This is a genomic window from Streptomyces sp. NPDC047853 (genome assembly GCF_043204535.1).
Classification (GTDB): domain Bacteria; phylum Actinomycetota; class Actinomycetes; order Streptomycetales; family Streptomycetaceae; genus Streptomyces.
This window is the reverse complement of record NZ_JBIDCI010000005.1, coordinates 20,996-35,063: the sequence shown is the minus strand read 5'-3', so window position 1 is coordinate 35,063 and position 14,068 is coordinate 20,996. Positions and strand designations below refer to the sequence as shown.

The following is a 14,068-nucleotide window of genomic DNA, read 5'->3' as shown; positions in this document are numbered from 1 at the left end:
GTCACGCACGGATAACTTCGGAGATCTCTTGCACTTTTTTGCTGCAAGACCTTTCGCCGTGCTTGCAACGCTGTTACGTTCACGTCGCCCGACGGCAGCAACGGCGCGGTCGGTGTCGGCAGGAGCGGCGGACGGGCCCGCACCCTGCACCACACGGGCTTTCACCCTCAAGGAGAACTCATGCGGCGTGGCATAGCGGCCACCGCTCTGGTGGCGTCCCTCGCCCTCGCGGCGACGGCGTGCGGCGGGGACGGCGACAGCGACAGCGAGTCCGGCGGACCGGTCACCATCACTTACTGGGACACCTCCAACGCGACCAACGAGGCGCCGACCTACAAGGCCCTGGTCAAGGAGTTCGAGGCCGCCAACAAGGACATCAAGGTCAACTTCGTCAACGTCCCCTTCGACCAGGCGCAGAACAAGTTCGACACCGCCGCCGGTTCCAAGGGTGCGCCCGACGTGCTGCGCTCCGAGGTCGGCTGGACCCCCGCCTTCGCCAAGAAGGGCTTCTTCCTGCCGCTGGACGGCACCGAGGCCCTCGCCGACCAGGCCAAGTTCCAGCCCAACCTGATCGAGCAGGCCAAGTACGAGGGCAAGACCTACGGCGTCCCGCTGGTCACCGACACCCTCGCCCTGGTCTACAACAAGGCCCTGTTCGAGAAGGCCGGCGTCGAGGTCCCCAAGACCTGGGACGACCTGAAGAAGGCCGCCGCCACCATCAAGGACAAGACCGGCGCCGACGGCTACTGGGGCTCCACGGCCGGCTACTACGGGCAGCCGTTCCTGTACGGCGAGGGCACCGACACGGTCGACGCCGAGGGCAAGAAGATCACCGTGAGCTCGCCCGAGGCCAAGAAGGCCTACGCCACCTGGCAGGGCCTGTTCGACGGCAAGGGCCTGCACAAGGCCGACACCACCGCCGACGCCTACGCCCACATCCAGGAGGCGTTCGTCAGCGGCAAGGTCGCCTCGATCATCCAGGGCCCGTGGGAGATCACCAACTTCTACGCGGGCTCCGCCTTCAAGGACAAGGCCAACCTGGGCATCGCCACCGTCCCGGCCGGCTCCACCGGCAAGGCGGGCGCGCCGACCGGCGGCCACAACCTGTCGGTCTACGCCGGCTCGGACCAGGCCCACCAGGAAGCCGCGCTGAAGCTGGTCAACTTCATGACCTCGGCGAAGTCCCAGGAGACCATCGCCCTGAAGAACTCCACGCTGCCCACCCGCGACGACGCCTACACCGCCAAGGTCAAGGCCGACCCGGGCATCGCCGGCTACCAGACGGTCCTGCCCGCCGCCCAGCCGCGGCCGGCGCTGCCGGAGTACGGCTCGCTGTGGACCCCGCTGGACGAGCAGCTGCCCCAGATCGCGGGCGGCAAGAAGTCCCTGGACGAGGGTCTGGGCGACGCCGAGACCGCCATCGCGAAGCTGGTGCCGGACTTCAGCAAGTGAGTCCGCGTGGCCGCCGGGTCCCCCACCGGAGGGGAGGGACCCGGCGGTCACCGGCCTGAGCGCCGCACCTCCCTCGAACCTCCCGCTCGTCCCGATGCATCCGAAGGTGTCGAACCATGACAGTCGCCATCGACCGCGCGACCGGCAAGCGCCGCGGTGACCGCACCCCGCGGCCCGGCCTCGGCCGGCGTCTCAAAGACGGCTACCAGAAGCACTGGTACGCCTATGCCATGATCGCGCCGGTGGCCGTCGTGATCGGCGTCCTCGTGCTCTACCCGCTCGGGTACGGCCTGTACCTCACCCTCACCGACGCCAACAGCCTCAACACGGGGCGCACGATCGGCGTCAACGAGATCGAGGCCACCTACAAGTTCGTCGGCCTGGACAACTACGCCGACATCCTGTGGGGCCCCACCGCCTACGACCGCTTCTGGTCCCACTTCATCTGGACCATCGTGTGGACGGCGGTCTGCGTCGGCCTGCACTTCTTCATCGGCCTCGGCCTCGCGCTGCTGCTCAACCAGAAGCTGCGCGGCCGGACCCTCTACCGGCTGGTCCTGGTCCTGCCGTGGGCCGTGCCCACCTTCGTGACGGTCTTCGGCTGGCGCTTCATGCTCGCCGACGCCGGCGTCATCAACTCCGCCCTGGACTGGCTCCACCTGCCGACCCCGGCGTGGCTGGAGGACACCTTCTGGCAGCGGTTCTCCGCGATCATGGTGAACACCTGGTGCGGTGTGCCGTTCATGATGGTCTCCCTCCTCGGCGGCCTGCAGTCCATCGACAACAGCCTCTACGAGGCCGCCGAGATGGACGGCGCGAGCGCCTGGCAGCGCTTCCGCTACGTCACCCTGCCCGGCCTCAGGGCGGTCAGCTCCACCGTCGTGCTGCTCGGCATCATCTGGACCTTCAACCAGTTCGCCGTGATCTTCCTGCTGTTCGGCAACACGGCCCCCGAGGCGCAGATCCTCGTCACCTGGGCGTACCAGCTGGGCTTCGGTCAGCAGCCGCGCGACTTCGCGCAGTCCGCGGCCTACGGCATCCTGCTGCTGGCCATCCTGATCGTCTTCACCTCCTTCTACCGCCGCTGGCTGAACCGCAATGAGCAGCAGCTCGCGAACTGAGGCAGGAGCCACCATGAGCACCACGACCGCCCCGGCGTCCGCCCCGGCCGAGCAGACCGGCACCGCGCCCGACACCCGGCCGCGCACAGTGCGCGGCCGCGGCGAACGCAGCCGCGCCGCGTCCCTCGCCTCCCACGGCATCCTGACCGTCGCCAGCCTGATCGCGCTCTTCCCGGTCGCCTGGCTGGTGTACCTGTCGCTCGGCCCGGACAAGGACGACTACCTGCACCCCGGGCGCATCTGGTCGAAGATGACCCTGGACAACTACGCCTTCGTCCTCGAGCACACGAACTTCTTCGACTGGCTGAAGAGCTCGCTGATCGTCTCGCTGGGCACCACGGTCATCGGCGTGATGGTCGCCGCCACCACCGGCTACGCCGTCTCGCGGATGCGCTTCCCCGGCTACCGCAAGCTGATGTGGGTCCTGCTGGTCACCCAGATGTTCCCCATCGCCGTCCTGATCGTGCCGATGTACCAGATCCTGTCCGAGCTCCAGCTCGTCGACAGCTACCTCGGCCTGGTCCTCGTCTACTGCTCGACCGCGGTGCCGTACTGCGCCTGGCTGCTCAAGGGCTACTTCGACACCATCCCCTTCGAGATCGACGAGGCCGGACGCGTCGACGGCCTGTCCCCCTTCGGGACCTTCTTCCGGCTGATCCTGCCGCTGGCCCGGCCGGGCCTCGCGGTCGCCGGCTTCTACAGCTTCATCACGGCCTTCGGCGAGGTCGCCTTCGCCTCCACGTTCATGCTGAGCGACACGAAGTACACCTTCGCGGTGGGACTCCAGAGCTTCGTCAGCGAGCACGACGCGCAGCGCCACCTGATGGCCGCCACCGCGGTGCTCGTCGCCATACCCGTCTCCGCCTTCTTCTACCTCGTGCAGAAGAACCTGGTGACCGGCCTCACCGCCGGCGGCACGAAGGGCTGACGCCCCCCTCGGAACGTCCGGCCGCGGTGCCCATCCGACCCCGCAGCACCGCGGCCGGCCGCATCCCCTCGTCGCCCCCACCCACGCCTTCCTGACCGGAACCCGTCACATCACAAGGACGCCATGAGCCAGCAGCACTCCGCCGCACCGGCCCCCACCTCCGCCACCGCCACCGTCGCGGGGCGCCGCGACTGGTGGCGGGACGCGGTCATCTACCAGGTGTACCCGCGCAGCTTCGCCGACAGCAACGGCGACGGCATGGGCGACCTGGAGGGTGTCCGCACCCGTCTGCCGTACCTGCGCGACCTGGGCGTGGACGCCGTGTGGCTCAGCCCCTTCTACGCCTCCCCGCAGGCGGACGCCGGTTACGACGTCGCCGACTACCGGGCCGTCGACCCCATGTTCGGCAGCCTGCTCGACGCCGACGCGCTGATCCGCGACGCCCACGGGCTCGGCCTGCGGATCATCGTCGACCTGGTCCCGAACCACTCCTCCGACCAGCACGAGTGGTTCAAGCGCGCCCTCGCCGAGGGCCCCGGCTCCCCTTCCCGGGACCGCTACCACTTCCGCCCCGGCAAGGGCGCGAACGGTGAACTGCCCCCCAACGACTGGGAGTCGATCTTCGGCGGCCCGGCCTGGACCCGGGTGACGGAGCCGGACGGCACCCCCGGCGAGTGGTACCTGCACCTCTTCGCCCCCGAGCAGCCCGACTTCAACTGGGAGCACCCGGCGGTCGGCGACGAGTTCCGCTCGATCCTGCGCTTCTGGCTGGACATGGGCGTCGACGGCTTCCGCATCGACGTCGCCCACGGCATGGTGAAGGCGAAGGGGCTGCCCGACCTTGGATCCCACGAGCAGCTGAAGCTGCTGGGCAACGATGTCATGCCGTTCTTCGACCAGGACGGCGTCCACGACATCTACCGGCAGTGGCGGCTCATCCTCGACGAGTACTCGGATGCACTGGGGTCCGAAGGGCCTTCCGCAGAAGGGCGGGGGCGGGAGACGGGTGGGCGCATCTTCGTCGCCGAGGCGTGGACCCCGACCGTCGAGCGCACGGCGAACTACGTCCGCCCCGACGAGCTGCACCAGGCCTTCAACTTCCAGTACCTGGGCACCCACTGGGACGCCGAGGAGCTGCGTACGGTCATCGACCGCACGCTGGACGCCATGCGCCCCGTCGGCGCCCCCGCCACCTGGGTCCTCTCCAACCACGACGTCACCCGCCACGCCACCCGCTTCGCCAACCCGGCGGGCCTCGGCACCCAGATCCGGCTGGCCGGCGACCGCGTGCTGGGCCTGCGCCGGGCCCGCGCCGCCACCCTGCTCATGCTGGCCCTGCCCGGCTCGGCCTACGTCTACCAGGGCGAGGAACTGGGCCTGCCGGACGTCGTCGACCTGCCCGACGAGGTGCGCCAGGACCCGGCGTACTTCCGCGGCGCCGGCCAGGACGGCTTCCGCGACGGCTGCCGGGTGCCGATCCCCTGGACGCGCACGGGGCCGTCGTACGGCTTCGGCGACGGCGGCAGCTGGCTCCCGCAGCCGGCCGGCTGGGGCGAGCTGAGCGTCGAGGCGCAGACCGGCGAGAGCGGCTCGACCCTGGAGCTGTACCGCGCCGCGCTCGCCGTCCGCCGCGACCACGCCGACCTCGGTGCGGGCGACGCGGTGGAGTGGCTGCGGGCCCCCGAGGGCGTCGTCGCCTTCCGGCGCGGCGAGTTCGTGTGCGTCGCCAACACCACCGGCGAGTCGGTGACGGTCCCCGCGCACGGGCGGGTCCTGCTGGCCAGCGGTGAGGTGACCGAGGCGGACGGCGAGGCGAAGGTGCCGGCCGACACGACGGTGTGGTGGACGCGGGCCTGACCGCCCGCCCACCGGGGCCCGTCGTTCCCCTCCGGGAGCGGCGGGCCCGTCGCGTGCGGTGCGCCCGGGCGGTCAGGCTCCGTCGCCGGGTGCCCACAGGGCCGCGCGGACCGTTCCCTCCCGGAGGTCCCGCTGGGGCAGCCGGAGTCCGAGGGAGGTCTCCAGGGCGTGGAAGTAGAGGGCGAACTCGTCGGTCACCTCGGGGTGGTCCAGTTCGGCGCGGCGGATCGCCCGGTTGAGGAAGTCGAGTCGGCCGCCGCGGACGTAGGGGGTGCGGCCCCGGTCGTAGTGGATCAGCTCCATGATCCCGTCGTCGTCGACCCGGTGGCCGTCGCGCATGAGGTCGAGGGTGTAGATGGCCTTCGCGGAGCAGGCGCTCAGCAGCACGCTCTCGGTCACGGCCATCCCGGCGAGCGCCGCCCCGCCGCCCCGGACCGCGGGCGGTAGGTCGTGGTACAGCAGGAACGCCCAGTCACCCGCCTGCCCGAAGCAGCAACTGCGCCAGTCCGTGTTCCAGTGGCCGCGGTCGGCGCCGGTCATGTCGGTGAGGTCGGACAGCCGGGTCCCCGCGGCGACGTGCGCGGGGTCGGCTCCGTGCAGCAGGGCGATCCCCTCGGCGCTGACGTTCTCGCCCCGGTAGAACGCGAGGTGGGTGTAGGGCGACTGCTCGTGCCACGAGCGGGTGATCCACGCGAACCCCTCCAGCGGGTCGCGGCCGCAGGGGGGAGCGGGGTCCTCGCCGCCCGGGCCGCCGGCGCGGAGGTCGCGGCCCCAGGCGGGGTCGATCCGGTCCATCAGCCGGGCCTGGCCGGCGACCGTTGCGTCGAGCCCGCGGACGGCCTCCTCGGCCAGGCAGTACAGCGCCTCGTCGAAGTCGCGGGCGAGGAACACCTCGTCGTAGGGACCGCTGTAGCCCCACACCGTGCCGTCGTCCTCCAGGACGACACAGAGGCCGGTGCACCCGTCCTCCACCCGTTCCTCGTACTGCTCGTACGACGTGCAGACGGGCGGGAGCGGGATGTCGTCGAGCAGGGCGGAGCCTGCGGCCAGCCGGCGCCAGGCCTGTGCGAGTGCGTCTGCGGTGATCTGCATGGGCGCAGTATGCGACCGGGCACCGACAACGCACCGGCGCGTCCCGGCCGGCCGGCTGCGGGATGCCCGGCTTCCCGGCTTCAGGCTTCCAGGCTTCCGGTGCACCTTCCTGCCCCGACTTCGGCGCGACCGCTGCCCTTTCGGTCGATGAACCCTTAACATCTGCGTCACCGCAAGGTTTCTGAAGGTTTCAGCAAGAGCATTCAAGGGATCTTCGGGCGCCTTCGGCTCCCCACAGCGCCTTCGACGATGAAGGAACCCCACATGGCACGCAGAGCCCTCACGGGGGCGGTCGCGCTGGCGGCCGCCCTTGTCATGACCCCGACGATGCCCGCGCAGGCCTCCCCGCCCGGCGCCAAGGACGTCACCGCCGTCCTCTTCGAATGGAACTTCGCCTCCGTCGCCCGGGAGTGCACCCGCACCCTCGGCCCCGCCGGCTACGGCTACGTCCAGGTCTCCCCGCCCGCCGAGCACATACAGGGCGGGCAGTGGTGGACCTCCTACCAGCCCGTCAGCTACAGGATCGCCGGGCGGCTCGGCGACCGCACCGCCTTCAAGAACATGGTCGACACCTGCCACGCGGCCGGGGTGAAGGTCGTCGCCGACGCCGTGGTCAACCACATGTCCGCGGGCAGCGGCACCGGCACCGGCGGCTCCTCGTACGGCAAGTACGACTACCCCGGCCTCTACTCCTCGTACGACTTCGACGACTGCCGCTCCCAGATCAGCGACTACCGGAACCGGTACAACGTCCAGCACTGCGAACTGGTCGGCCTCGCCGACCTCGACACCGGCGAGGACTACGTCCGCGGGAAGATCGCCGGCTACCTGAACGACCTGCTCTCGCTCGGCGTCGACGGCTTCCGCGTCGACGCGGCCAAGCACATCCCGGCCGCCGACCTCGCGAACATCAAGTCCCGGCTGAGCAACCCCGGGGTGTACTGGAAGCACGAGGTCATCTTCGGTGCCGGGGAGGCGGTCCAGCCGACCGAGTACACCGGCAGCGGCGACGTCCAGGAGTTCCGCTACGCGTACGACCTCAAGCGCGTCTTCACCAACGAGAACCTCGCCTACCTGAAGAACTACGGCGAGGGCTGGGGGTACCTGGGCAGCGGCGTCTCCGGTGTCTTCGTCGACAACCACGACACCGAGCGCAACGGCTCCACGCTGAACTACAAGGACGGCGCGAACTACACCCTCGCCAACGTCTTCATGCTGGCCTGGCCCTACGGCGCGCCCGACGTCAACTCCGGCTACGAGTGGTCGAACCATGACGCCGGACCCCCGAACGGCGGTCAGGTGAACGCCTGCTGGCAGGACGGCTGGAAGTGCCAGCACGCCTGGCCCGAGATCAGGTCGATGGTCGCCTTCCGCAACGCCACCCGCGGCCAGGCGGTCACCAACTGGTGGGACAACGGCAACGACGCCATCGCCTTCGGCCGCGGCAGCAAGGGCTACGTCGTCGTCAACCACGAGTCGGGCGCGCTCACCCGCACCTACCAGACCTCGCTGCCGGCGGGGACGTACTGCGACGTCCAGAGCAACAAGCCGGTGACCGTGAACGGTTCGGGCCAGTTCACCGCCACGCTCGGCGGCAACACCGCGCTGGCGCTGTACGCCGGCAAGTCCGCCTGCTGAACGGGCGGACGGGGCAGGGGTCGTGGGAGTTCGTGAAAGTTCTTTCCGTTACTTTCACGACCCTTGCCGCAACTCTTGCGACAGCGCTACCGTCTCGCCGGGGTCGGACCCGATCGAGCCGTCGTCGCAAGGAGCTCACGCCCGTGATACCGAGCAGGCCGGTGCCTGACACGCGCCGCACCGCACGAGCGAGAAGGGTCGCGGCCGTCACCGTGGCCGCGCTCGCCGCAGCCCTCCTCCCACCCCTCGCCGCGCGGGCCGACGCCCCGCCCCCGCCCCCGTCGGACGCGAAGCTCGCGCAGGCCGCCGCCCGGCACGATCTCACCCGCGAGCAGTTCTACTTCGTCCTGCCGGACCGCTTCGCCAACGGCGACACCCGCAACGACAAGGGCGGCCTGACCGGCACCCGCCTCACCACCGGCCACGACCCCACCGACAAGGGCTTCTACCAGGGCGGCGACCTCAAGGGCCTCACCGACCGGCTCGACTACATCAAGGACCTGGGCACCACCTCCATCTGGATGGCGCCCCTCTTCAAGAACCAGCCCGTGCAGGGCACCGGAGAGAACGCCTCCGCCGGCTACCACGGCTACTGGATCACCGACTTCACCCAGGTCGACCCGCACTTCGGCACCAACCAGGACCTCAAGAACCTCATCTCCAAGGCGCACGCCAAGGGCATGAAGGTCTTCTTCGACGTCATCACCAACCACACCGCCGACGTCGTCGACTACGAGGAGAAGTCCTACGGCTACCTCTCCAAGGGCGCCTTCCCGTACCTGACGAAGGACGGCGAGCCCTTCGACGACGCCGCCTACGCCGACAACGCCGACAACGCCGACGGCTCCGGCCGCTTCCCGCGGGTGGACGCGGGTTCCTTCCCCCGCACACCGACGGTCCCGGCGGCCAAGAGGAACCTCAAGGTCCCCGCCTGGCTCAACGACCCCGCCATGTACCACAACCGGGGCGACTCCACCTGGGCCGGCGAGTCCACGACCTACGGCGACTTCTCCGGCCTCGACGACCTGTGGACCGAGCGGCCCGAGGTCGTCGACGGCATGGAGAAGATCTACCAGCGGTGGGTCAGGGACTTCGGCATCGACGGCTTCCGCATCGACACCGTGAAGCACGTCGACATGGGGTTCTGGACCCAGTGGGCCACCGCGCTCGACGCGTACGCCGCGAGGAAGGGCCGCGAGGACTTCTTCATGTTCGGCGAGGTCTACTCCGCCGACACCGCCGTCACCTCCCCGTACGTCACCCAGGGCCGCCTGGACTCCACACTGGACTTCCCCTTCCAGGACGCGGCCCGCGCCTACGCCTCCCAGGGCGGCAGCGCGCGGAAGCTCGCCGCGGTCTTCGGTGACGACTGGAAGTACACGACCGACAAGGCCAACGCCTACGAACAGGTCACCTTCCTCGGCAACCACGACATGGGCCGCTTCGGCACCTTCCTGAAGCAGGACGACCCGGACGCCACCGACGCCGAACTGCTGAAGAAGGGCAGGCTCGCCAACGAGCTGATGTTCCTCAGCCGCGGCAACCCGGTGATCTACTACGGCGACGAGCAGGGCTTCACCGGCGCCGGCGGCGACAAGGACGCCCGCCAGCCGATGTTCGCCTCCCGCACCGCCGACTACCTGGACGACGACCAGCTCGGCACCGACCGCACCCACGCCCAGGACGCCTACGACACGCGAGCACCGCTCTACCGGCAGATCAGTGCTCTCGCCAAGCTGCGCAAGGCCCACCCCGCCCTCGCCGACGGCGTCCAGACCGAGCGCCACGCGGCCGATGGCGCCGGCGTCTACGCCTTCTCCCGTACCGACGCACGCAGCGGCACCGAGTACGTCGTCGCCTTCAACAACGCCGGTGAGGCGAAGACCGAGACCTTCCCGACCGGTTCGGCCGGCATGACCTTCCGCGGCCTCTACGGCACCGACGCCACCGTGCGCTCGGGCGCCGACAAGAAGGTCACGGTCACCGTGCCCGCCGGGTCGGCCGTCGTCCTCAAGGCCGCCGGCAGGCTCGCCGAGCCCGCCACCGCCCCGACGATCACCCTCACCGCCCCCGAGCCCGGCGCCACCGGCACCGTCGAGCTGTCCGCCGACGTCACCGGCGGGCAGCTGAACCGCGTCGTCTTCGCCGCCCAGACCGGCAACGGCACGTGGCGCACCCTGGGCTCCGCCGACCACGCCCCCTACCGGGTCACCCACACCGTCGGCGAGGACACCCCGGCCGGCACCGCCCTGCGCTACAAGGCGGTCGTCGTCGACTCGACCGGCCGCACCGCCGGCGCCACGGCCGCGTCGACCACCGGCACCCCGCCCGTCGAGCAGCCCCCCACCGCCGTCTCCCGCGACCACGCGATCGTCCACTACCAGCGTGAGGACGGGAACTACGACGACTGGGGCCTCTACGCCTGGGGCGACCTCGCCGAGGGCGAGGCCACCGAGTGGCCGGACAGCCACCCGTTCACCGGCCGCGACGCCTACGGCGCCTTCGCCCACGTCAAGCTGAAGCCGGGCGCCACCGACGTGAACTTCCTGGTCATCGACAAGGACGGCAACAAGGACGTCACCGCCGACCGCACCATCGACGTCACCCGCACCGGCGAGGTGTGGATCGAACAGGGCGAGGAGCGGGTCGTCACGGAGCGCCCCGATTACCCCGCCCAGGACACGACCAAGGCGGTCCTCCACTACCAGCGCGCCGACGGGGACCTCGACGGCTGGGGCCTGCACGTCTGGGGCGGCGCCGCGCACCCCACCGACTGGGCGAAGCCCCTGGCGCCGGTACGGACCGACCCCTACGGCGCCGTCTTCGAGGTCCCGCTCACCGAAGGCGCGACCAGCCTCAACTACATCGTCCACAAGGGCGACGAGAAGGACCTGCCCACCGACCAGGTCCTGGACCTCCAAGCCGTCGGTCACGAGGTGTGGCTGCTGGGCGGCGAGGAGAAGTACCTGCTGCCGCAGCCCGCGGGCTCCGCGGCCGCCGTCGACCTCACCACCTCCGAGGCGGTCTGGATCGACCGGAACACCGTCGCCTGGAACGGCTCCGAAGGCGCCGCCTCCACCCAGCTGCTGGCCTCCCGCACCGGCTCGATCAAGGCCGTGGACGGCGCCCTGACCGGCGACGACGAACAGTGGCTCCGCCTGACGGGAACCACCCTCACCGACGCCCAGAAGGCGAAGTACCCGCACCTGAAGGAGTACACCGCCTGGTCCGTCGACCCGCGCGACCGCGACCGGGTGCGCGAGGCCCTGCGCGGACAGGTCGTCGCCTCCCAGCGCACCGCCGACGGCGCCGTCCTGGCGGCCACGGGCGTGCAGATCGCCGGCGCCCTCGACGACCTGTACGCGGCCGGCGCGACGAAGGCCGCCCTCGGCCCCACCTTCCGCCACGGCCGCCCCACGCTGTCCGTGTGGGCGCCGACCGCGCAGCACGTGTCCCTGGAGATCGACGACCGCACGGTCCGGATGCGGCGCGACGACACCACCGGCGTCTGGTCCGTCACCGGCCCGAAGTCCTGGAAGGGCGAGGACTACCGCTACGCCGTCAAGGTGTGGGCGCCCGACGCCGGCCAGGTCGTCACCAACAAGGTCACCGACCCCTACTCGCTCGCCCTGACCACCGACTCCGAGCGCTCCCTCGTCGTCGACCTGGGTGACCGCTCCCTCGCCCCGCGCGGCTGGGAGAGCTACGACAAGCCCGCGGCCGTCCCCCTGCGTGACGCCCAGATCCAGGAGCTGCACATCCGCGACTTCTCCGTCGCGGACCGGACGGCGGACGCCCGCCACCGGGGCACCTACCGCGCCTTCACCGACAAGGACAGCGACGGCTCGAAGCACCTGCGGGAGCTGGCGGAGGCGGGCACCTCCCACGTCCACCTCCTCCCCGCCTTCGACATCGCCACGATTCCCGAGCGCAAGTCCGACCAGGCCACCGTCGACTGCGACCTGGCCGCGCTCCCGGCCGACTCCGACCAGCAGCAGGAGTGCGTGGCGAAGGCGGCGGCGAAGGACGCCTACAACTGGGGCTACGACCCGTACCACTACACGGTTCCCGAGGGCTCCTACGCCACCGACCCGGACGGCACCGCCCGCACGGTCGAGTTCCGCGAGATGGTCAAGGCGCTCAACGACGACGGTCTGCGGGTCGTCATGGACGTCGTCTACAACCACACGGCGGCGAGCGGCCAGGCGAGGACCAGCGTCCTCGACCGGATCGTCCCGGGCTACTACCAGCGGCTGCTGGCCGACGGTTCGGTGGCGAACAGCACCTGCTGCGCGAACACCGCCACCGAGAACGCCATGATGGGCAAGCTCGTCGTCGACTCGGTCGTCACCTGGGCCAAGGAGTACAAGGTCGACGGCTTCCGCTTCGACCTCATGGGCCACCACCCGAAGGCCAACATCCTCGCGGTCCGCAAGGCGCTGGACGCGCTGACCCTCGCGAAGGACGGCGTCGACGGAAGGAAGATCATCCTGTACGGCGAGGGCTGGAACTTCGGCGAGATCGCCGACGACGCCCGCTTCGTCCAGGCCACCCAGAAGAACATGGCCGGCACCGGCGTCGCGACCTTCTCCGACCGGGCCCGCGACGCCGTGCGCGGCGGCGGCCCCTTCGACGAGGACCCCGGCGTCCAGGGCTTCGCCTCCGGCCTGTTCACCGAGCCCAACGGCTCCGAGGCGGGTGGCACCCCGGCCGAGCAGCGGGCCCGCCTGCTGCACTACCAGGACCTGATCAAGGTCGGCCTCTCCGGCAACCTCGCCGGCTACACCTTCACCGACACCAGCGGCAAGGAGGTCAAGGGCTCCGAGGTCGACTACAACGGCGCCCCCGCCGGATACGCCGCAGCACCCGGCGACGCCCTCGCCTACGCCGACGCGCACGACAACGAGACGCTCTTCGACGCGCTCGCCTTCAAGCTGCCGAAGGACACCTCGGCCGACGACCGGGCCCGCATGCAGGTCCTCGCCATGGCGACCGCCGCCCTCTCCCAGGGCCCCGCGCTCTCCCAGGCGGGCACCGACCTGCTGCGCTCCAAGTCGCTGGACCGCAACTCCTACGACAGCGGCGACTGGTTCAACGCCGTCCACTGGAACTGCGCCGACGGCAACGGCTTCGGCCGGGGCCTGCCCCCGGCCGCCGACAACCAGGACAAGTGGCCCTACGCCAAGCCCCTGCTGAGCACGGTGAAGACCGGCTGCGCGCAGATCACGGGAGCCTCCGCGGCCTACCGGGACCTGCTGAGGATCCGTACGGGCGAGAAGGACTTCTCCCTCGCCACGGCGGGCCAGGTGCAGTCCCGGCTCACCTTCCCGCTCTCCGGCGAGCAGGAGACGCCCGGCGTGATCACCATGCGCCTCGGTGACCTGGTGGTCGTCTTCAACGCCACGCCCGAGCGGCAGCACCAGCGCGTCGAGGCGGCGGCCGGAACCGGCTACCGACTGCACCCGGTGCAGGCGTCCGGAACCGACCCCGTCGTGAAGAAGGCCGCCTACGCGCAGGAGTCGGGCACCTTCACGGTCCCGGCCCGCACCGTGGCCGTATACACCCGCGCGGGCTAGCGGGGCGCTGCGGTTAGGGTGCTCCTGTCCGCCGTAGAACAGGAGCACCCATGCCGCAGATCACCGTCGAGCGTTCCGCGTCCCTCGACGACATCGACTGGGAGGAGTTCGCGCTCGCCCTGCACCCGGTGGTCGTCGACACGGCCGCCGCGCGGCTGGAGGCGTGCAAGACGCGGATCCTGCGCAGCGAGGACGAGGCCGTCGGGGGCGAGCGGGAACGGCACGCCATCGTGAACGTCTCGATCGCCCTGCTGGCCGGACGCTCCGACGAGACCAAGGCGCGGCTCACCGAGGCCGTGGTGGAACTGCTGCGGGGGCACGTCCAGCCCCGGGACGGGGTCACCCTGCACCTGTCGGCCGAGGTGCGCGACCTCGACCCGTCCTACCGCAAGGCCGAGGTCTGA

8 protein-coding genes are annotated in these 14,068 nt (G+C 70.6%); 7 read left to right on the top strand and 1 reads right to left on the bottom strand.

Features of this window, described 5'->3' with window-relative positions; genetic code table 11:
* Nucleotides 1-180: 180 nt before the first annotated feature.
* The 4 genes from ACGF5T_RS11570 to ACGF5T_RS11555 all read left to right on the top strand — a co-directional run bounded on the left by ACGF5T_RS11570 (nt 181) and on the right by ACGF5T_RS11555 (nt 5,358).
* Nucleotides 181-1,452 carry an extracellular solute-binding protein gene (locus ACGF5T_RS11570; protein ID WP_366766629.1) on the top strand — a complete coding sequence of 424 codons (1,272 nt, stop codon included), beginning with the start codon at nt 181-183 and terminating at the stop codon, nt 1,450-1,452.
* A 116-nt stretch (nt 1,453-1,568) separates the two neighbouring features.
* On the top strand, nt 1,569-2,573 hold the full coding sequence (locus ACGF5T_RS11565) for a sugar ABC transporter permease (RefSeq protein WP_356610667.1): 1,005 nt from the start codon (nt 1,569-1,571) through the stop codon (nt 2,571-2,573).
* 13 nt (nt 2,574-2,586) lie between these two features.
* Nucleotides 2,587-3,501, top strand: a complete 915-nt coding sequence (locus ACGF5T_RS11560) for a carbohydrate ABC transporter permease (RefSeq protein WP_361011512.1) — start codon at nt 2,587-2,589, stop codon at nt 3,499-3,501.
* A 123-nt stretch (nt 3,502-3,624) separates the two neighbouring features.
* A complete protein-coding gene (locus tag ACGF5T_RS11555; protein ID WP_361011515.1) occupies nt 3,625-5,358 on the top strand; it encodes a glycoside hydrolase family 13 protein in 1,734 nt (577 codons plus the stop codon).
* A 72-nt stretch (nt 5,359-5,430) separates the two neighbouring features.
* Here ACGF5T_RS11555 and ACGF5T_RS11550 read toward each other — a convergent pair whose 3' ends face one another.
* Nucleotides 5,431-6,450, bottom strand: a complete 1,020-nt coding sequence (locus ACGF5T_RS11550; RefSeq protein ID WP_366766630.1) for a hypothetical protein — start codon at nt 6,448-6,450, stop codon at nt 5,431-5,433.
* A gap of 264 nt (nt 6,451-6,714) precedes the next feature.
* Here ACGF5T_RS11550 and ACGF5T_RS11545 point away from each other — a divergent pair, with 264 nt between their 5' ends.
* From ACGF5T_RS11545 to ACGF5T_RS11535, 3 genes are all read left to right on the top strand, one after another.
* Nucleotides 6,715-8,088 (top strand): alpha-amylase family protein, encoded by a 1,374-nt coding sequence (locus ACGF5T_RS11545; protein ID WP_366766631.1) that lies wholly within the window; start codon nt 6,715-6,717, stop codon nt 8,086-8,088.
* A 161-nt stretch (nt 8,089-8,249) separates the two neighbouring features.
* Nucleotides 8,250-13,664 carry a pullulanase-type alpha-1,6-glucosidase gene (gene pulA / locus ACGF5T_RS11540; RefSeq protein WP_392887634.1) on the top strand — a complete coding sequence of 1,805 codons (5,415 nt, stop codon included), beginning with the start codon at nt 8,250-8,252 and terminating at the stop codon, nt 13,662-13,664.
* Nucleotides 13,665-13,714: 50 nt separating this feature from the next.
* Nucleotides 13,715-14,068, top strand: coding sequence for an isomerase (locus ACGF5T_RS11535; RefSeq protein ID WP_366766633.1), 354 nt, complete (start codon nt 13,715-13,717; stop codon nt 14,066-14,068).

Bases quoted from the DNA above. Each gene is read 5' to 3' on its own strand.
- ACGF5T_RS11560 (WP_361011512.1), top strand. From the start codon at position 2,587: ATGAGCACCACGACCGCCCCGGCGTCCGCCCCGGCCGAGCAGACCGGC.
- ACGF5T_RS11565 (WP_356610667.1), top strand. From the start codon at position 1,569: ATGACAGTCGCCATCGACCGCGCGACCGGCAAGCGCCGCGGTGACCGC.
- ACGF5T_RS11535 (WP_366766633.1), top strand. From the start codon at position 13,715: ATGCCGCAGATCACCGTCGAGCGTTCCGCGTCCCTCGACGACATCGAC.
- ACGF5T_RS11545 (WP_366766631.1), top strand. From the start codon at position 6,715: ATGGCACGCAGAGCCCTCACGGGGGCGGTCGCGCTGGCGGCCGCCCTT.
- ACGF5T_RS11555 (WP_361011515.1), top strand. From the start codon at position 3,625: ATGAGCCAGCAGCACTCCGCCGCACCGGCCCCCACCTCCGCCACCGCC.
- ACGF5T_RS11570 (WP_366766629.1), top strand. From the start codon at position 181: ATGCGGCGTGGCATAGCGGCCACCGCTCTGGTGGCGTCCCTCGCCCTC.
- ACGF5T_RS11550 (WP_366766630.1), bottom strand. From the start codon at position 6,450: ATGCAGATCACCGCAGACGCACTCGCACAGGCCTGGCGCCGGCTGGCC.